Genomic DNA, 19,116 nt, shown 5'->3' with positions numbered 1-19,116 from the left:
CACAACTTCCAATGGAACAACATCCAGTATATTTGTTGATTACCTAATGTTCTCTCATGGCGCAATTTATCTTCTTCTTCCCAACGTCTAAATGTAGACGAAGAAACACTTATTAAATTACTACACTTAGATATTTTCTACATAAACTTCCTCACAATGGTTAACTATAAGGAATGTTTAGACAAGAATTTCGCTATTTAATTATCTTCTTTGCGTCTATGCGTCAGATGTAACCCGCTTAATCATTTAAACTAAAAACTAACCTTCTTCCTGCGCCATGATCAACAAAACGCTGTTGCCCAACCCCAACTAATTCCACAATTATTTCTCGTTGTCTTGGTGAATACTCTCCGTTGCGTGGGCCAATCTCGACTATGAGTTGTTTCTCTTGCGTATAAACACGGTAGCTCGTTATGCAGGAACTTCCATTTTTATACTCGAAACTCCGACCATCATCTTCATATAGGGTAAACTCACCTTCACCCTGCCAAATGCGAATGGTTAATGAGTTAAGCGGCTGTTCGTCTACATATTGCATGACTGGAGCCATCGGTATAATCGCACCAGCACGGACATATAATGGCATCCGTTCTAGGGGGGCATGGGCTAAAATATGTGTCGGGCCTGTAAAAGCTTCGCCTGTCCACCAATCATACCAACGACCTGCGGGTAAGTATACTGCTCGATATTCCATGCCAGGACGGTAAACTGGTGCTGCTAATAATGAAGCCCCAAGCATTACTTGATCTGATAAGGTGAAGGTGTAGCGATCGCTCGGAAAATGATACAGTAACGGGCGGAGAATGGGCGCACCTGTGGTTGCAGCTTCCCAAAATAATGTATAAATATAGGGTAATAAACGATACCTTAGTTCAATATACTCACGGCAGATTTTCTCAACGCGATCGCCAAATACCCAAGGTTCATGTCTTTCTGTACTCATTGCCGAGTGTCCCCGCATCAATGGATACAACATTCCTAACTGCATCCACCGGGCAAATAGTTCTGCTGTAGCGTTGCCCGCAAAACCACCAATATCGGCTCCTACAAAAGCTACACCAGATAAACCCAAGTTACACAACATGGGTATAGACATTTCCAGGTGTTCCCACAAAGATTGATTGTCACCAGTCCAAACTGCCGACCAGCGTTGAATACCCGCATAACCAGAGCGTGTCAAAATAAATGAACGTTCAGGCGATCGCAATTTTGCCATTGCTTGAAAAGATGCTTGCGCCATCATCAACCCATACAAATTATGAGTTTCCGCATGGTTACTAATCTCATCTGCTGGGCCTTGGGGAGCATCAAGAGGAAAGTCAATTTTGTGACCAGGGTCGCCAAAAGGACGGTCTTCTAATGCTGGTTCGTTCATGTCGTTCCAAATACCAGCCACACCCATATCTGTAAGATGTTTGTGCAAACTACCCCACCAATCTCTTACCTGTGGACGCACAAAATCAGGAAACACAGCTTTGTCTGGCCATACATACCCGTGAAATAATTGACCGTTGGTTTTCCTGACAAAATAATCGTTCTTCAATCCCTCATCAAAGACTAAATAATCGGCTTCCGGCTCATACTTCACCCCAGGATCAACAATTGTTACCGTTTTAAAACCATCTTGTTTGAGGTCATCAATTAAAGCTTTCGGTTCACTAAAACGTTTGGGGTTCCAGGTAAATATCCTATAACCATCCATATAGTCAATATCAAGATGGATGACATCACAAGGAATTTGACGCTGGCGAAATTCCTGCACCAATTGACGAACTATATCTTGTGATTCGTAACTCCAACGACACTGATGATAACCCAGTGACCATTTTGGAGGTAAGGACATCCTTCCAGTTAACTGGGTATAAGTATTAATAATATTTGCTGGTTCCGGGCCATAGATGATGTAATAGTCTAGTTCGCCTCCCTGAGTTTCCATCCGCCACACCCCAGGCTGCTGAACGCCGATATCAAACTGACTCCAAAAAGTTGTGTTAAAGAAAATACCGTAACCTAACCCTGGACGTAACGCCATAAAAAAGGGAATGGCTTGATACATGTTGTCTGTCAGAACATCGTAATCAAGAGCATCAAATGTCCAGTTGGTTCTAGTTGTAGCTATTTGGTCAAGTAAACCTGAGCGTTCCCCAAAGCCGTAAAAATGTTCTTCAGCCGCTATTTTCTTCCATCCGGCGAGCGCACCCTTACGCCAGCCTACACCTTGATTAACATCTTCAGCAAACGCTTGTCCTTTCAAGTCAAAGCATTCCACCCGACAAGGATGGCGATGTACTACAACCCGTAGCTGCTGTGTTGTAATTTCCACAACATCTGCTTGTTCTTTTACCTCAAATTCTATCGCCTGCCATTGTTCATCATCCTGTGTAACTGCCCATGATCTACGCGGTGAAAACTCACCAGTAGGCGTTACTCTAACTCGAATTAAATTTGCGGCAATGACACTAATTTTTAAGCAGGGGCCGCCACAATGAAATGAGATATGGCGATCGCTTTCTTCAATTGCTTGTACTGCTCCTAAAGTAGTCCAAGATGGCTCGGTAGTATGCAACTGTCCAAAGTATTGGGGCATGGAATTAATTCGTAATAGTCTGCGACAAGGCTTACGCCTACGTAATTCGTAATTGCCTATATGGCAGGCAGATTACTTGGGTGATGAACAATCATTGTTCAGCTTACTATTACCCCAAACAAATGAATATACTCCTTAAGCATACATCTGTTGACAGTTGACACTTAATAGCCCTAATAGCCCATTTTTCTTCTCCTTAGAGTGACACAGCAAAGATAAGATTTAGATCCAAAACGATTTTTCGTCAATACATTTCTGATTCAGTTCCTAATCAATAGAACCAAACCGCTTATTTAATCAACATTGGTTCTGGCTTAGGTAACACAGAGACTTTGAGTGGATCGTAGCCTAATTGTTGAGTAATCCGTTCCCTAGCTAAAGCGCGGTACTTCCAAAAATGTTCTCCAGCAGCGCATAGCCCTAAATACATATTGAGAACTTGAGGCTTTTTCAACAGAATTGCCCATAGTTGTTGCCAAAATTGCCCACGAATTTCTGGCCGCCGTAAGCCTTGATGCCAAATTAACTGAGCAACGAGCCGCAACCCCTTACCTGGAGAAAATTGCATAGTTTGCTTTCGCTGTTCTAATGAGCCAATACTCAGGCATTGCTGAAAACAGCGTTTGAGATAGCTGCTGGGTTCATATAACATCCATAAGCCTTCTACATACTCTTTAGCGATTTCATCAATGGAGCGGGTGGGGATGAAATTCATTAAGGTATTTTGATCGCCTACTTCAGTGCCACCAATACCCTTACTCTCTAATAAACGCTGCTCTTTTTGCAGACGGTTCCATAAAGCAGTATTAGGCAAAGCTTGAAGGATGCCCAACATCGGTTGAGGAATACTGGTTTGTTCTACAAAAGCTCGAATCCGTTCTCCTGCTCCTGGGCGTTCTCCATCAAAACCAAGGATAAATCCTGCATAAATCAGCATTCCTGCTTCATTGATCTTGCGACAGGCTTCCACGAGAGGATGGCGAGTATTTTGCAATTTTTGTGTTACTTGCAGGCTATCTTGGTCAGGAGTCTCTATACCAAGAAAAACTGCATAGAAACCTGCTTGACTCATCAATTGCAACAGTTCGTCATCTTCAGCCAAATTCACAGAAGCTTCTGTGATGAAGGTGAAGGGATAGTTGTGCTGCTTCACCCAAGGAATTAACTCTCGCAGGAAGCGTTTTACGTTACGCTGATTGCCAATAAAGTTGTCGTCAACTATGAAAAGTGACCCTCGCCAGCCTAAATCATAAAGAGCCTGTAACTCAGCTATGGTTTGCTGAGGCTCTTTTGTGCGTGGTTTGCGACCGTAGAGTGTAATAATATCGCAAAACTCGCAGTTGAAGGGGCAACCGCGAGAAAACTGGATGGCCATCATCAAGTAAGCATCTCGTTGCAGCAAGTCAAAACGCGGCATCGGGCTTTGGCTGACATCAGGTTTTTCTAGGGAGCGAAATATTCCTTGTTCTTGACCTTGCTTGAAGGCTTCCACAAACTGAGGAACTGTCAACTCGCCCTCATCCAAAATCAAATAATCCGCTCCAGAGTTTAGGGCATCTTGAGGGATTGATGTGGGGTAAGGGCCACCAACTGCAATTTTTTTGCCTAAGCGCACTGCTTTTTGAATTAGGGCATGAAAATCTGGTTTTTGCACTAGCATTGCGGAAAGGATAACGAGGTCACACCACTGCCAATCGGCTTCTGTTTCTAGATTGACGTTGCGATCGCAAAATCTAATTTCCCACTCTTGAGGGAGAAGTGCTGCTACTGTAATAATTCCCAAAGGAGGTAATACGGCTTTGAGTCCGGCGATTTCCATGAAGCGATCGTAAGACCAAAAAGACTGCGGGAACTGAGGGTAGAGCAATAATACTTTCATAAAATTCTTGTTCCAAAACTTCTGATATCTCGAACACCCATCAATAGCTAAGGTGATCCGTTCTAGAACGCAAATGCTCCTCCAAACATAACGCCCATAAAGTAGCTGCGATAACCTTAATATCTGCACTACGAGTTATAGCAATTCAAAGAATTTTTGCGACAGATACCACACCCGCCCGACGGCAACTTCCCCTTAGTGAAGAGATCCACTGGGTTGTGGGGGTTCTCCTTGCTAAGAGGAGGGGTATTATTCATGCTGTTGCATTCTTTTTTTAAATTGGTATTTAGATATATGAATATTAAAACTAAAAAAACTTTAACTCTCTCTATCTAAAGGAATAAGACTACAGCCTAAAATTTTATTTCTGATTTATTTGCAACTGAAGCATTTTAGCTATATTTCTTAGTGAAGAGTTTATTAAAGAGAACTGCTGCAAAATTAGTGAACAAACAGATACTTCCTAGTCCTAATAAAATGTACGTCGGAGCCATAACTACTCCCATCATGAACCAAGCAAATACGTGCAGTATCATCAATAGAGCTAAGAAACTGGCAATAATAGCAGTTTGCCATATCTGAATTGCTGGGCGACCCAAAAGTGTCAACATTATTGTTGAAAAGGTAGCAAGCAGATTCAATGGAATGAGAAAGGCACAAATACCAATGCAGTAAGTGCTATAAAATTGAGTTAATGTGTTGAAGTCGAGCATTAATTTTTTGGTAAGTTGCTAAATTTTAATATAGATGTTTGGCTGGAAATAGGAACAGAGCAGTAAGCTAAAGTGGCTAATTCTACACTTAGATATGTCCTAAGTCCCAATCTGGCATTTCTTGATAACAATGGCTACAACGCCAGTAAATCCCATTATCGCTGACATGAAGGAGTAAACCGTATGAGCAGCAAGGGCAAACATGCTTACTCCACCTAGAGTTCCAGGTATATGTAGTTATATTTCCTTGGCTGTCATCTGTTATGGTATGAGGCAATATTTGTCTAGATTTATTTGATATTATTTGCATTTTTTCTCCTTATATTATTGATATTTAAACTTGATTTTATAAGGTTGTTAATGCTAAAGTGTCGAACTCAGCAGCGTTAGGTTATTCATTTTTTTTGCTAATAATTTATGCGTATATGTTGTCATCAAACAACTAACTATCGCTCCGATTAGCTCTCGCTTATGAACTAATTTATTAAGTAACAAGTTCTCTGTTATCCAGAGAAAGACTGTTTTTTGAGAATAGTGTGCAGTTTATTTATCAAACAAAACGAGCTATACATTTTCATAAGCTATCTTCCCTGGCTATGCCAATCTTATAAATTAAAAAATCTATTTGCCTATTGGCTAATATTCACAGGCTTATCACCTAGTCAAAAATGTTTTTCATTAACTACAATATAACATTGCATTAATAATTATGGTTGTGAAAAAATCGGATTTTTAGTTAAAATATTTATTGTTATAAACTATCATACAAACTATTTTTGGCTGATTAATTAAGTAAACAAGTTAATCTCTATCTAGAGGCTGCTTTAATTATGGGAGAAAATGTACTACGCATTTTACGCAATATCGGGCATTCTATCTGTAATACAAAGATTACTAAAAATATATATCTTAATATTTATCTACTTTGAACCAAGCAGAAAAATCTGAATCAACAGTTCTTATTTACTCTACCGTTCGGCTTCTGATCGTGTCATCTTCAGACACTAAAGCACTTGTACCAAGCCTCTAATACCATTTCACAAAAAATATGATTCAGATGTAAACCAACAAACCTATGTTATGTTTCACTTTCTTAATTTTGAATTGGTATTAGCTGTACTTTCAACGGCTTTAGTCTAGTCTCAACTCCAGACGTAAGCGTAAACCCAAAATTAATAACAGCATTCCAAACAGAACATTATAGGCAGCAATTAACCACAAAAAAGTTAATGCCTGAGCTACTGGCCAGATAATTAACATTACACCAAAAATTATAGAGACAATCCCGGCTACTGCGGGAAGCCACTCATTTTCTATTGTTTGTCGCAGTTGCATAGAAGCGATTATTTCAAATAAACCAGTACTAATTGCCCAAATCGCAATTAGGTAAAGCAAAACAAATCCAGCAATACCAGGAGAAATAAAAGCGATCGCTCCTACTACAACCCCAATAATTCCTTCTAGTAAGAGTAGTCTACTATGAGTATCTTGCAAACGCTCTTGAAAAGCTGCGATCGCTAGTAATATTCCCCCCACTAGCCAAAAACCTGCAAACAGATACACCAACGAAGCCAAGGTGAGAGTCGGCCAGCATAAAGCGACTAAACCAAAAATAATAGCGATCGCACCCCGCAACGCCACAGTCCACCAATTGCGAGCTAGTCTTTTTCTTATCCCCAAGGATTTATGCCTCATAGATGCAGATTTCCGACGTACTTTTTGTATTTTTTTAGTCATTAGTCATTAGTCCATAGTCAACAGTCCATAGTCATTAGTTATTCTCCTCTGCTCCTTTGCTTCCCCCTCTCCCCCATCTCCCTCACAACGCCGAGGGAAAAGTCTCTGGTGGTTCAATTGGCCAAGGTTTACCTCTCCCTGTCGTGCCATATCTGTGGCTCTAGCATCCCCTAAGTGAGAGTTGTGTTCCCAAACCACAATTTTGGCTGGTATATCTTGCTGATCTAGATGCGTCATGAGATGTTCTAGGGTTTCGGCCATATGGCGATCGCGAATATTCCACGAAGACACCCTTCCGGTAAACATGGCACGATAGTAAGCTTCAGCATTTTTGACTATCCGTGCGTTTTGTTCAGCATAGAAAAACTCATCTGCTGCCAGTCGTCCTTGCTTATGGGTATAATCTGCAACTCTATTTTGTAATTCCCGCAGTTGCTTAATTACCTCTCCCTCACAAGATTCGCTAATACCAAGGCTTGTTGCATAACCATAAGAGTGTGTATCTTCGCCAAAATTCTCCAAGCAAGCGTAACGACTACGAGCGCGATTTGCCGCTTCTGGATCAACTTGCTCAAGATAATCAAGAACGGCTGCTATGGAAGCATACATACTATAAAGGTCTAGTCCGTAAAAGCCGACCTTCACCCCAGTCTCATTGAGATTATCATTATATTCACGTAACCAATTGACAAACTTTACTACATCTAAATTGCGCCACATCCAACTCGGAAAATGTTGGAAACCTGATAGTGCATCAATTGGTGTCAAATCTTCATTTACGCCTTGGACATAACGATTCAAGCGGTAGGCATCAGGCCCGTCTGCTTCAACTGCTACTGCGTTAAAACCCTTTTCTTGAATTAATCTTTTAGTAATTTCGGCTCTTTGCTCGTAAAATTCGTGGGTTCCGTGGGAAGCTTCGCCAATCAGAACTAAACGAGCATTGCCAATTAAGTCTATTAATGAGTCGTAATCTGTGGCTGCGCCTGTCAGTTGGTGTACGGACTTACGCAACGCCTCAACAATATTAGTTTTAGTTGCGTCTAGCATAAAAACTTCTACAGAAGCACCCCAAAGTCTTGTAACAGTGTGGTGCTTCTTAGGTATATTCTTGGCTTGCTAGACTCAGCTTAAAGAGTTCTGTTTCATCTTCCATCACACTACCGATATATAGCGTGTGATGTATAAACCTATCTCAAGATTGAGTAAAAAATGTTAGTATTCTTTCTTCTATTAGGAAGTAATTTCATGTTCTGAAACGGTATCCGCTTTCGTCAGTACCGCAATCTTACGGAAAGACCAATGCAGACTCAAGAATATAAAACTTACCAAAGCTAGTAGCACAATACTGAAAACTGTGCTGTAGGCGTGAGTATGCCACCAAATTTTGTTGATAAATGCTGTACTTAGTTGCACAGGTTGCCACAGTCGGCTTTGATTAAGGCTGCTGGAGTTGTCAATATTAATAGTCAACGATGCTGTGTCATGCTGTGCAACTGTCATTCCTATTACTCCTTTGGTTGCTTTTTCTAAAATACGGTAAATCGATAGGTTATAAGATGTTTAAACTATCTCATATCTTTGTTATTGGATCAAGTGTCGAATCTGCTGATATGAGGAGGCAGTTAATAGTTGACAGTTGACAGTTGACAGTTGACAGTTGTTCTCCTCATCTCCCCCACTCCCACCCCATCCCCTAGCTATATGTCAGGCTGGTAATAGAGAATAGAAGGTTTGCGTCTACGTGAAAAATGTCTACTCAAGATTGGTTATTACAGTTGCAAAAACAGCGAGCGATCGCAGTTATCCGCGCTCCAAAATTGGAATTAGGGCTGGAAATGGCGTTGGCTGTGGCGGCTGGAGGAATGCAGCTAATTGAGATTACTTGGAATAGCGATCGCGCTGGGGAATTAATCGCCCAATTACGTCATCGATTACCTGAATGTACGATTGGTACGGGTACTTTATTTAATGTGCAGCAGCTAGAAGATGCGATCGCCTCTGGGGCGGAATTTCTCTTTACTCCCCATGTTGATGCAGCCATGATTCAAACAGCCTTGGCCAAAAATATACCCATTATTCCCGGCGCACTCACCCCTACGGAGATTGTCAGTGCTTGGGCTTATGGTGCAACCTGTGTAAAAGTATTCCCCGTACAAGCTATGGGAGGAGCTAAGTATATCAAGAGTTTACAAGGGCCGCTAGGTCATATACCCTTAATTCCCACTGGCGGAGTCACCCTAGAAAACGCCAAAGAACTCATCCAAGCTGGTGCGATCGCTGTGGGTTTGAGTGGAGAGTTATTTTTACCGCAACTAGTGAAAGAGAAAAATTGGCAAGCGATCGCAGGGTTAGCCAAAGACTTAATTGATCAATTAGCGTATTTTTCAGGATGAAATTATTAAGAAACCATTGCTATATTTGATATCTCCAAATCTTCTGTTTTTATTATCTGTGTGTTTCTACTATGAAATCACTGGTTCATTTTAATTGGCAACGTGGTTTAAAAATGTTTGTTGTTGGTGGTGCATTATCCTTAAGTGTAATAAACACTGGGTCTGGTGAAACATTAGCAACGACCGCCCCACAAAAAATTGCCAAAACTGTCGATATTTTACAAAAATCTGACCAACGCTGGATTCAAGTAGACCTTTCACAGCAGAAATTAATTGCTTGGGAAGGTAACAAACCTGTGTATGCGGTCGCCATTTCTTCTGGTAAAGAATCTACACCTACGCACATTGGCACATTCAAAATCCAATCAAAGTATAGGTCTACGCGGATGCGTGGTAGAGGCTATGATATGCCCAATGTTCCCTATGCGATGTTCTATAGTGGTAACTATGGTATTCACGGTGCATATTGGCATAAAAAATTCGGTACTCCTGTCAGTAGAGGCTGTGTTAACCTTGCCCCTAATCATGCTAAATGGCTCTTCAGTTGGGCATCTATAGGAACACCAGTTGTCATTCAAAAGTAATAAATAATTAAATCAAAATGTAGATTTATTAGACTGATACATATTTACAAATCAAAAAGATTTAAACTAATGCCAGCAGAAAATTCTGTTGGCATTTTCCGGAATAGAGATAACTAGAGATGAAGTAAATTATATAAGAGGAAAATCTCAGAATCTGCCTCAAGGGAATTAGCGTAAATCCTAGTTTTGGTTAATATTTAATTCAGAATCTCCTAGAAATATAGTAGTTACCAAATGTCAAGATTTATGTGATGAATTTTGAATATTTGGAAATGATAAATCTAGGAATTGATGATATTTGCATAATCAAGAAGGTGAACGAATATGCAAAGCTGGATTTTTAAGACTAGGAAACGTCACTCTGTAAATTTGTTTACAGGTGTGGTAATCATCATGGCAGCTTTGCTTTCTGGGTTGCTACCAACCATAGCTGATCCCAGTTCTCAAACAGCCAGAATTGCCTCAGTTGAGCAAAACATCGACACTCAACCCGACAGCAAACAAATATCTCAACCTCGCAGAATTGAAATTGATTTATCACAGCAACGCTTATTTGCCTGGGAAGGTAAAAAATTAGTTTATTCCTTCCGCGTTTCTACAGGAAAGCGTTCAACTCCTACGCCTGTAGGTAAATTTGCAATTGATACCAAATACCGCATCAACCGTATGCGTGGCCCTGGCTACGACATCCCTGATGTTCCTTACGCCATGTATTTTTATGAAGGTTATGCCATTCACGGAGCTTACTGGCATAACAACTTTGGCACTCCAGTCAGTCATGGTTGCGTAAATTTACCAGTCCAGCAAGCCCGCAAGTTATACAACTGGACAACACCAGGGACTCTAGTAATAGTACGGCGATGAAGAGAGTGCTGAGTAGAGAAGATGAGAAAGTGAACAATGAACAATGGACAGTGAACATAACCTGACAACTGTCAACTGTCAACTGTCCACTGTCAATTACTATTGAATAGATGTTGTCAGGTTCGTGAAGATTTTATGAAAGAGTATCTGAGGCTGCTACTTGTTAGCGGAGTTGTCATTAGCTACGGATTATTACCATTGTCCGCTCAAGCACAACAAGCTGCTGATGCTCAAATTGCCGCATTAGTGGAAGCATTAAGACAAGCTGCACCGCAAACTGGTAAAGCCAACGATGGACTTTATAGTGCTTGGCAAGTGAAACCAGAAACTCTCAAAGGTTGGTCGAGAACTTGTCTTAAAAGAGAAGTCACACCCACGCAATTTGAAAATAGCCCCGCATTGGCACGCGAGGTTGTATCTTGTATTACACGGCGTGAATTAAACCAGCAACTCCGCGCTACAAGAAACAATGAAACTGCTGCTGTGCAAGGTGTCGCTTGTTGGTGGATGACTGGTGCATATACAGGTTGTAATCAAGGCTTTACGGCTACCTACGTGCAGAAAGTTGTAGGATTTTATCAACAACGTTCTCAATCAACAGCTAATCCAACACAGCGATCGCGCTAATTTGTTATAAATTTAACTTGCAGAACATGGGCGGGCAAGATGCCCACCCTACACTTCCTGAATTTTGAATTGGTATTATTTGCTCCCCACAATTAAAAACTCATCTAACAAGTACTGATTTGGTTGCAGATTAGTAGTAAAACGGCTATAAACTATTTTCGTAGAAAGTGGAAACGAAAACCAATAACAATCCTGAATGACTTGGTAACAATTATCAGTTGTTGACAATTCAAAGTGAACTGAGGCGAGATTATTTAAACCAACTACCTCTCGTCCATCCTGAAACCAGGGAGAATGCCAAAATTTGAAGGGTTGTAACCATGATGATCGAGAATTTCTGTGGTTGCGGGGGAAAACAAAAGTAGACATATCTACTAGGTTAGGAAATTTCTGAGTGGGTTGTCGCTGTATCCATTCGAGTACACAATGCCATTCAGGATTAGTTATTGTTTGACGGCGTTGTAAACGTTTTGCAGAAACTTCTAGCATCTTGGGTGGATGATTCCAGCCTAGCCAACGTCGAGTTTGTTCTGGTAACAGCCATTGTTTAAGGCGTGTGTGAATTAATCTAGTTAATGTTTCTTCATTTTTCAATGCACTGGCGGTTAACTGCACTAATACTGATTGCTTTGGTGAACGGGGAATTGCACCGTATGAGAGGCGGGTAGCACAGCTGTAATGAATATCGCCAGAGAGAATGACAACTTGTTGGCGTTGTTCACACAAAGTGGTGAGGAGTTTTGCTAATGCTTCAAGATTAACGTTCCAAGCATCTCCAACATCGGTGGAAAAAACTTTTCCGCGTTTTAAGTGCCAATGATGAATCCAATCAATGACTTGCAATCCAAATACATTGGTAGGTGCAATCACAAAGGTGGTGAAATTTTGGTTGTCTGCGGTTTTTTGTAATGGTTGCAGCAGTTGTTCCTTCATCGCTTGATGACACAACAACATCGGTGGGGCAATGGGTTTTTTATCAGCAGGATAACCCCGCCAAGTGCGGGTATCTAATACTATGACTTCATGGCAATTGCTGCTAATAATGTAGTGCCAAGTTAAGGCTTCAGGATGGCGCTCAAGGATGAATACCCCATCTTCTAAAACAAAATTGGGTAGACCTGTATTGGGGTTGCAACTTGGGATTCCTAAATAATTAGCGATCGCTTCTTGGGCTGCAACATCTTTCCCGGCTGATACTGACCAACTCTCAGCCGCCGCCAATAATTTTTTCCCAGATTGACCTACAGCAAATTGCTCTGGTGTATTACCCCAAGCTTGAAAAACGCTATATGCTAACAAAGCATTCTGCACAGTCCGCCGACCTAGACGACTACCATAAACTCGCAAACACCAAGCCTGATTTAAGTTCCAATCATCACTGACATCATGATCATCAAATATAGTGTACATAGGAATATTTGCCAATGCCCGGCGCACCATCCCCAACGTGTAAATAAGTTGACGTAAATCCGCCACTTCTCGATCCCAGGTTTTGAGGGCAAGGCGATCGCCACTCACCCACTTTCCTGGGGGAAAGGCATCTGGCCAACACACTGGCGACCAAGCTAGTAAATAAGCAGCGTAATATTCTCCCAAACTCAACAGATGACTGGAAACTTGGGCTGATTTATTGTGCAATCCGGCAGTAAATCCTGCTTCTTCACTTGCTACTTGCGCTCGTTCTCCTGGCAGTAGTTCCTTTGGTGTGCAGTAACCTTGACCTATTGGCAATTCTTCTTCCCAACCCAACAGAGCATCACCAAGATGGCTGGCGACCCATAAAAATGGTGCAGCTACGTCATCACCATAAATTTGATCCCCTGTCAGAAATAACTGATGAGGACGGCGGCGAGGTTCCTTAGCAGTTGAAGCGATCAGAGAATCGAGTATGGGTAACGCATCTATTCCCGAACCGTGGGGTTTGCGACAAGAAGCTTGGATAATATGCAAATCTTCCAGACGGTCTGGAGGTAAAACAAATGTGGGTTTTTGATGCTCAAAGTAGCTAATACTAACTTGCGGGAAACGATTTGAGCATAATGCTTGTTCTAGTGTCAGTAAGGTTTGATCAGCACAGGTAAATTGGAGATCATAAGCATAAATGCGATCGCTCGTTAAACTATCCCCTACTGGAGACACAGCCGTAATCGCCACAACGTGCAAATACTTACCTAAAGCAACACTAAAACGCCGTCCTTCCAGCAAACAATTTCCTAACCCTTCACCTTGATTTGTAGTTGTATAAACTTTGAGTTCTACCTGACAAGATTGTTGGAGTACCACCAGTACAGTCACTGATTTTGCTTCAGTACGTTGTAGTAATGGCCCCGCTAAAATCAACGGTAGATCCTCGAAAAAGTCTCCAGCTTGGTTATTCATGACCAAAAGTTACAGGTTTGAGAAATTGTTTGGATGATTCCAGTCAAATAGTATAAGCCCTATAACTCCAGCCTAAATTGATGAGTATGAGAAGTCCATTAATAACTGTTGAAGCTGAATGCTTGAAAATTGAGCGCAAGCCTTGTGGTATAAGTACTTTAAGCTAAACAAAAAGTTAAACTAACACACAAATATATATGAGTAGTTATCTTTGCTCGATTTGTGGTCAGGAGCATGAAGACTTACTAATGGATATTGCTCAACAAAAACCAGTCGATTATTTTCTTGTACCACCAGAGGAGCAAGCGCAACGTATTAAGATTAACCAAGATTTATGCTCAATAGATGACGAGCGATTTTTTATTCGCAGTTACTTACCTCTGCCTGTTCATGGTACTAACCAAAATTTTGGCTGGGGCGTTTGGGCAGAAGTCGAACCTGAATCATTTTTTCGTTATCTTGAGCTTTATAAGACAGATGGTAGCGATGAGCCACCTTTTATTGGGCTACTTTCTGCCGTACTTGATTGCTATCAGCCAAATACATACCAATTACCCGTAGATGTAAAACTACGCCTTGCCCATGAAAGACCTTTAATCACGTTTCCCGAAGGTCTGAATCATCCACTAGCACAAGAACAGCGTGAGGGAATTTCTCTGTCACGAGTTCATGAAATACCGCACAAAGTATTGCCCAATTTGTATGAGGGAAGTGGGGGAAGATGAGAGAGAGGGGGGAGACAAGGGAGATGAGCGCGAATAACGACTGACAACTGTCAACTGTCAACTGTCTAACGAGAAGCCACTTGTGGTTCTGCCCAAATTTGGGTCAGTTTGTCTCCATAGGTAATTGGCTGGTCTTTTTCGGTTGTAGCGGCTGTTTTGCCATCAATCGCCACTTTTACTAAAGGCCATTCTTCCTCGCCCAGTTCACCTGCACGGAAGATTACATGGTCGGGTTCGTTTTTACTCCAACCTAATAGCACAGCAATTTTTTCATGGTCGTCTTCTGTGTGCGCTGGTGCAACTGTGTTAGTTTGATTCTTTTGGCGATCCCAAATCACTGCGGAATCTGTGGAATCTCCTGTGTTGAATACTCCTTCAAATTTCCGTGCTAAAAAGCGATCGCTTTTTTCTGACCAACTTACAGGAACTAACACCCCTATTTTTCCATCTTCCTCGGCTGGTTCTGCTGCTACTTCTTCTTTATTTAATAGAGGATCAGTGGTCATCGTAGTAGCTGCCATCACCCGCAGTTTCTTCGTTTCTCTATCTTCTACAAACAGAACACTATTGACTTTGCTGTTGTGCATTTCGGGTTTAACTTCTATCTGTACCCGGCTATAAACGGCATATCTACCATCAGGAGAAATTACGGGTACACTACGGTAATAACGTACTCCCGAAACGCCTTTAGAACCAATGGCTTCTTGCGTTGACATAATCCATTTCCAGGGAATTGGATGAGGGCTACCAATGGGATCGTTTTGTGCTTCGGCTCCTTCTTGTGGTTCCTCTACGGATATATCTGGAGTGGAAGTTGGTGTGGATGGTTTAATCAAGCTTGATGCTACCTGACTCGCCACTAACGAGTGAGCTTCAGACACTGCATTTAAAATTAGTTGATCTTTTTGTGTAAGTGACTGGATATGAGTATCTGTTAACTTTTTACTTACTGGTAACTCTGGAATTGGTGCGAGTTCCACATCTGCTAGGAGATCATTGGAGTAGGAATATTTTTTCGCTATTAAAGAATCTGTACTCTCGGCTGGTAATATTTGTGGTTCTTGGGCAATAACTTTGTCCTGTGGCAAACTTCTTGCTGTTAAGTCTTGCGCCAAGCTTGGTTGATTAATAGTAGCTGCTTCCTGTGATGTAGTGTCAGGTGTCTCAGCTTCAGTACCTGCTTTGGCGATGGGCTTCGCTGAACTTGAATGACCTGAAGCCGCTACCAAAGGAGCAATTAATAAAATGACAACAACATAATTAAGAAATGGTTGCACGCGGAACCATCCTGACAGCAAGAGGGGTTTAAGCATGGGTAGGACTCTCCAGAGGGGCGGTTGCTGTATGAGGAGCAAAGTTTATTCGACTAAGGAAGCAGGCTGTTGATTACAGGTATAACAACAAACTCAACGATTTAACTAGATCAGATAAAGTTAATTTTTTTAAATTTGCATATTTTTACAAAAATACAGTTTCATTATTTAAACCTTGTTTTTCTAAATGTGGATATTACGTAAAATATACTAGTTAAAAATTACCAGTATATTTCCTGCCGAGTTATTACTTAGAATAGGTATTTGTTGCTATTTATTTAAAAAGCAATTAAGAGATGTTTGAACTATCATTGATAGCTCAATAGAAAATATTACAGATTGTAAAGTTAGCGTAATTAACATTTAGCTATGGTGAGCTACTCTGCCAATATGCCGCTATAACAGTACAGACCCTGATAATGGTTTATGTGAGGCGTTAGTTAGAAAATTGGGAAAGCTGTAAAAAACTTTAGCAGCTACCCGTAGGTAGAAGTTGCTATTGAAGTTTTCATAAACGTCACTAAAATCTTAGGCTAGATAGCTGGGATTTTAGTCACCGAAATTCAATGGGTAGACTTAACCAAATATAAAAACTACTAGCTTTATATACAGTTATAGACTGTGTAGCTGCTAGTCAATGTAGTAATAAGTGTACCAAGAAAATTTTAGTTTTACCACCGTATATTTAATTATTAGTTGCCAATAAAAAGTGCATAGGGACAGTAGACAGTTGACTGTTGAGTGTTAACTATGGACTAATGACCCTTACGGGTTCTCGTAGAGTACCCTTTCCCTGCGGGACTCTTTGCGAACGGGAAACACTAGTTACTCATGGGGAAACCTTCTACGTACCCATCGCTAGCTCACTAATGACCAATACTTAATTACTAATAACTAATGAAAATAGTATTTTTTGGTACACCAGAATTTGCAGTTCCTACTTTACATAAATTGCTAGAAAATCCCAATTTTGATGTGTTGGCTGTGGTAACTCAACCGGATAAACGCCGAGAACGGGGAAATAAATTGACACCTTCACCAATCAAAAATGTGGCGATCGCACACAATCTACCAGTGTGGCAACCAGAACGGATTAAGAAACATACCGAAACCCTCACTCAACTTAAGCAATTAAACGCAGATGCTTTTGTTGTGGTTGCCTATGGGCAAATCCTGTCACAGAAAATTCTGGATATGCCAAAACTGGGTTCAGTAAATGTACATGGTTCAATTTTGCCTCAGTACCGGGGTGCAGCGCCGATTCAATGGTGTCTGTACAACGGAGAAAAAGAAACGGGGATCACGACGATGTTAATGGATGCAGGTATGGATACTGGGGCAATGTTACTTAAAGCGACTACACCCATAGGCTTACTCGATAATGCTGATGATTTAGCCCAGAGATTATCTGTAATTGGTGGAGATTTGTTGATAGAAACCTTACTCAAGCTACAGCACCAGGAAATTCAACCCATTCCACAAGACAACACAGCCGCCACTTATGCTTCTTTAATTCAAAAAGAAGATTATGCTTTAGATTGGTCAAGGAGTGCTTGGCAACTGCACAACCAAATCAGAGGATTTTACCCGAATTGCACAACTACCTTCCGTAACCAACCTCTCAAGATTACAGCCTCCCTTCCCCTTGGTGCTGCTTACAGGGATGGGCTACCACCAGAATTAGAAAAGATTTATCAAAAATTGCCAGATTTATCGAATATATCGGGTAGTCCAGGCGAAGTGGTAAGCATAACCAAGGGAGTTGGCGCGATCGCTCAAACGGGTGAAGGGCTGTTACTCTTAAGAGAGGTTCAGCTACCTGGCAAACGTCCCCAAGCAGGATGGGATTTTGTTAATGGTACACGTTTGGCTGTGGGAGAAGTTTTAGGGGGTTCGTAATTCGTACTACCGTATCTAGCTTTTGAATTTTGCGGAAAGTTGCGTGCGGGGGTTCCCCCCGTTGAGCAAACTTTTCAAGACGAATTTTGAATTAGCTAGGATGAGTGGGGTTAGGTTTGGGGATAGAGTTCTGCCCTTTGATAATAACGGCAGGACTCGCAAGGTCCATTAGGATTTACTGCACAGCGAATGATTTCTGAGTGGGCATTGTACGTACAAGTGGCATCGCCTACAACCCAACGTCCGGCTACTAAAGTTTTTTCTGTCGGTTTTTGCGCCGACTGGACGTAAACGGCTATATTATGCAGGCGATAACGCCCTGATTTGAACTGATATCTATGGCGACGTTCAAGAACGGCGTAGGTTTTACCTTCAAAATCGAGATAATTTCCAGGTTGTGGTGTCCAGTCCAATTGGACTTTACCGAGGGAGCGACGGGGATGCGTCAGAATTACCTCGGTTGGTAAAGAGTCTGGCTCCATGAGTTCATGTGATGTGGTTTACATTATAAAAATAGTATCGCAGCAGCCTAAGCTAGTTCACCGGATTCAGCTTATAATTAATGATTCACTACAAATTGGTCATTAGTCATTAGTCATTAGTCCCTGCTCCCCCTCTCCCTCATCTTTCGCTAGTTAACAGCCAACATTCACGTTATATATCTTTACAAATTTATTTTTATTAAAAAAGTCAGCAGAGTAATTACCAGCGCACAATGTAGCTGATTTATAGGTAAACAGAGAGATTGCGGAAAAGCTAATTTTTCCAAGTGCCTATTACATTGTTTAAAGTTATGTAGCCTTTTACTTACGGCGTATAAGCGACTGCGGTAAACTATGCCTTGATTATGATTCTTTCACAGAAAAGAACACTGGAAAGGAGCCGTTTTTTCAATGTCTCATACCGTAAAAATCTACGATACCTGCATTGGTTGCACACAATGCGTCCGCGCCTGCCCTACCGACGTTCTGGAGATGGTTCCTTGGGACGGCTGCAAGGCTGGCCAAATCGCATCTTCACCCCGTATAGAAGACTGTGTGGGCTGTAAGCGTTGTGAAACTGCTTGCCCCACTGACTTTTTGAGCGTACGGGTTTATCTGGGTGCAGAAACAACTCGCAGCATGGGTCTAGCTTACTAAGGAATTAACTACCGATTCCTTATTGCTCTCCATTAAGCGCATCGATAGCAAGCCTCTTTAGCTTTGTAGGGTGGGTAGCGATCGCCTTTCGTCTCTCGGTAAGCGATCGCGCCCATCCTATAAAATTTTAGAAATTTATAGAAAAATACCTAGTGGACAGAGGAGCAACCTGCTTGCTCCTTTTTTTCTTTAGTAAAGTTTGTCAACTGTCAACTGTCAACTGTCAACTGTTAACTGTTGACTATACTGGAATTTAATTCTCTTGAATAAAGGG

Annotated in this window: 16 protein-coding genes; 7 read left to right on the top strand and 9 right to left on the bottom strand. The window is 41.5% G+C overall.

The genetic code is table 11. The features are described 5' to 3' along the window. Positions 1-238 precede the first annotated feature (238 nt). The 6 genes from NSMS1_RS18280 to NSMS1_RS18255 form a co-directional block, all read right to left on the bottom strand. A complete protein-coding gene (locus tag NSMS1_RS18280) occupies positions 239-2,587 on the bottom strand; it encodes a glycoside hydrolase family 31 protein (RefSeq protein ID WP_224086201.1) in 2,349 nt (782 codons plus the stop codon). Positions 2,588-2,876: 289 nt separating this feature from the next. Beyond that, positions 2,877-4,466, bottom strand: a complete 1,590-nt coding sequence (locus NSMS1_RS18275; protein ID WP_224086199.1) for a B12-binding domain-containing radical SAM protein — start codon at positions 4,464-4,466, stop codon at positions 2,877-2,879. Between the two features lie 392 nt (positions 4,467-4,858). Next, positions 4,859-5,179 (bottom strand): hypothetical protein, encoded by a 321-nt coding sequence (locus tag NSMS1_RS18270; RefSeq protein WP_224086197.1) that lies wholly within the window; start codon positions 5,177-5,179, stop codon positions 4,859-4,861. Between the two features lie 1,131 nt (positions 5,180-6,310). Next, positions 6,311-6,874 (bottom strand): HdeD family acid-resistance protein, encoded by a 564-nt coding sequence (locus tag NSMS1_RS18265; RefSeq protein ID WP_224095270.1) that lies wholly within the window; start codon positions 6,872-6,874, stop codon positions 6,311-6,313. Between the two features lie 48 nt (positions 6,875-6,922). Further along, positions 6,923-7,966, bottom strand: a complete 1,044-nt coding sequence (locus tag NSMS1_RS18260) for an erythromycin esterase family protein (RefSeq protein WP_224086195.1) — start codon at positions 7,964-7,966, stop codon at positions 6,923-6,925. A gap of 183 nt (positions 7,967-8,149) precedes the next feature. After that, the gene (locus tag NSMS1_RS18255) at positions 8,150-8,419 is read right to left on the bottom strand and encodes a hypothetical protein (RefSeq protein WP_224086193.1); all 270 of its coding nucleotides are present in this window, start codon (positions 8,417-8,419) and stop codon (positions 8,150-8,152) included. Between the two features lie 248 nt (positions 8,420-8,667). Here NSMS1_RS18255 and NSMS1_RS18250 point away from each other — a divergent pair, with 248 nt between their 5' ends. The 4 genes from NSMS1_RS18250 (at position 8,668) to NSMS1_RS18235 (ending at position 11,387) form a co-directional block, all read left to right on the top strand. Continuing rightward, complete coding sequence (locus tag NSMS1_RS18250) at positions 8,668-9,312, top strand: bifunctional 4-hydroxy-2-oxoglutarate aldolase/2-dehydro-3-deoxy-phosphogluconate aldolase (protein WP_224086192.1); 645 nt, start codon at positions 8,668-8,670, stop codon at positions 9,310-9,312. Between the two features lie 71 nt (positions 9,313-9,383). After that, positions 9,384-9,896 carry a L,D-transpeptidase gene (locus tag NSMS1_RS18245; protein WP_224086191.1) on the top strand — a complete coding sequence of 171 codons (513 nt, stop codon included), beginning with the start codon at positions 9,384-9,386 and terminating at the stop codon, positions 9,894-9,896. Positions 9,897-10,220: 324 nt separating this feature from the next. Next, positions 10,221-10,760, top strand: coding sequence for a L,D-transpeptidase (locus NSMS1_RS18240; protein ID WP_224086189.1), 540 nt, complete (start codon positions 10,221-10,223; stop codon positions 10,758-10,760). A gap of 135 nt (positions 10,761-10,895) precedes the next feature. Then, positions 10,896-11,387: a hypothetical protein gene (locus NSMS1_RS18235; RefSeq protein ID WP_224086187.1), complete on the top strand. Its 492-nt coding sequence runs from the start codon at positions 10,896-10,898 to the stop codon at positions 11,385-11,387. A 75-nt stretch (positions 11,388-11,462) separates the two neighbouring features. Here the strand turns inward: NSMS1_RS18235 and NSMS1_RS18230 are convergent, their stop codons facing one another. Continuing rightward, the gene (locus NSMS1_RS18230; RefSeq protein ID WP_224086186.1) at positions 11,463-13,766 is read right to left on the bottom strand and encodes a PhoD-like phosphatase; all 2,304 of its coding nucleotides are present in this window, start codon (positions 13,764-13,766) and stop codon (positions 11,463-11,465) included. 197 nt (positions 13,767-13,963) lie between these two features. On the opposite strand from NSMS1_RS18230, the gene NSMS1_RS18225 reads away from it, so the two are divergent. Beyond that, complete coding sequence (locus tag NSMS1_RS18225; protein WP_224086184.1) at positions 13,964-14,491, top strand: DUF2199 domain-containing protein; 528 nt, start codon at positions 13,964-13,966, stop codon at positions 14,489-14,491. Positions 14,492-14,556: 65 nt separating this feature from the next. Here NSMS1_RS18225 and NSMS1_RS18220 read toward each other — a convergent pair whose 3' ends face one another. Further along, the gene (locus NSMS1_RS18220; RefSeq protein ID WP_224086182.1) at positions 14,557-15,804 is read right to left on the bottom strand and encodes a hypothetical protein; all 1,248 of its coding nucleotides are present in this window, start codon (positions 15,802-15,804) and stop codon (positions 14,557-14,559) included. Between the two features lie 897 nt (positions 15,805-16,701). Between NSMS1_RS18220 and fmt the strand changes: the two genes are divergently transcribed. After that, the gene (fmt, locus tag NSMS1_RS18215) at positions 16,702-17,703 is read left to right on the top strand and encodes a methionyl-tRNA formyltransferase (RefSeq protein ID WP_224086180.1); all 1,002 of its coding nucleotides are present in this window, start codon (positions 16,702-16,704) and stop codon (positions 17,701-17,703) included. Between the two features lie 110 nt (positions 17,704-17,813). Here the strand turns inward: fmt and NSMS1_RS18210 are convergent, their stop codons facing one another. Then, positions 17,814-18,185, bottom strand: a complete 372-nt coding sequence (locus NSMS1_RS18210; RefSeq protein ID WP_224086178.1) for a DUF6464 family protein — start codon at positions 18,183-18,185, stop codon at positions 17,814-17,816. Between the two features lie 411 nt (positions 18,186-18,596). Between NSMS1_RS18210 and psaC the strand changes: the two genes are divergently transcribed. Next, positions 18,597-18,842, top strand: a complete 246-nt coding sequence (gene psaC, locus NSMS1_RS18205; protein ID WP_224086177.1) for a photosystem I iron-sulfur center protein PsaC — start codon at positions 18,597-18,599, stop codon at positions 18,840-18,842. The last annotated feature ends 274 nt before the right edge of the window (positions 18,843-19,116 follow it).

Source organism: Nostoc sp. MS1, from assembly GCF_019976755.1.
GTDB lineage: Bacteria > Cyanobacteriota > Cyanobacteriia > Cyanobacteriales > Nostocaceae > Trichormus.
Note: the sequence above shows the minus strand (reverse complement) of the source record. Positions and strands in the feature narration are given on the sequence as shown.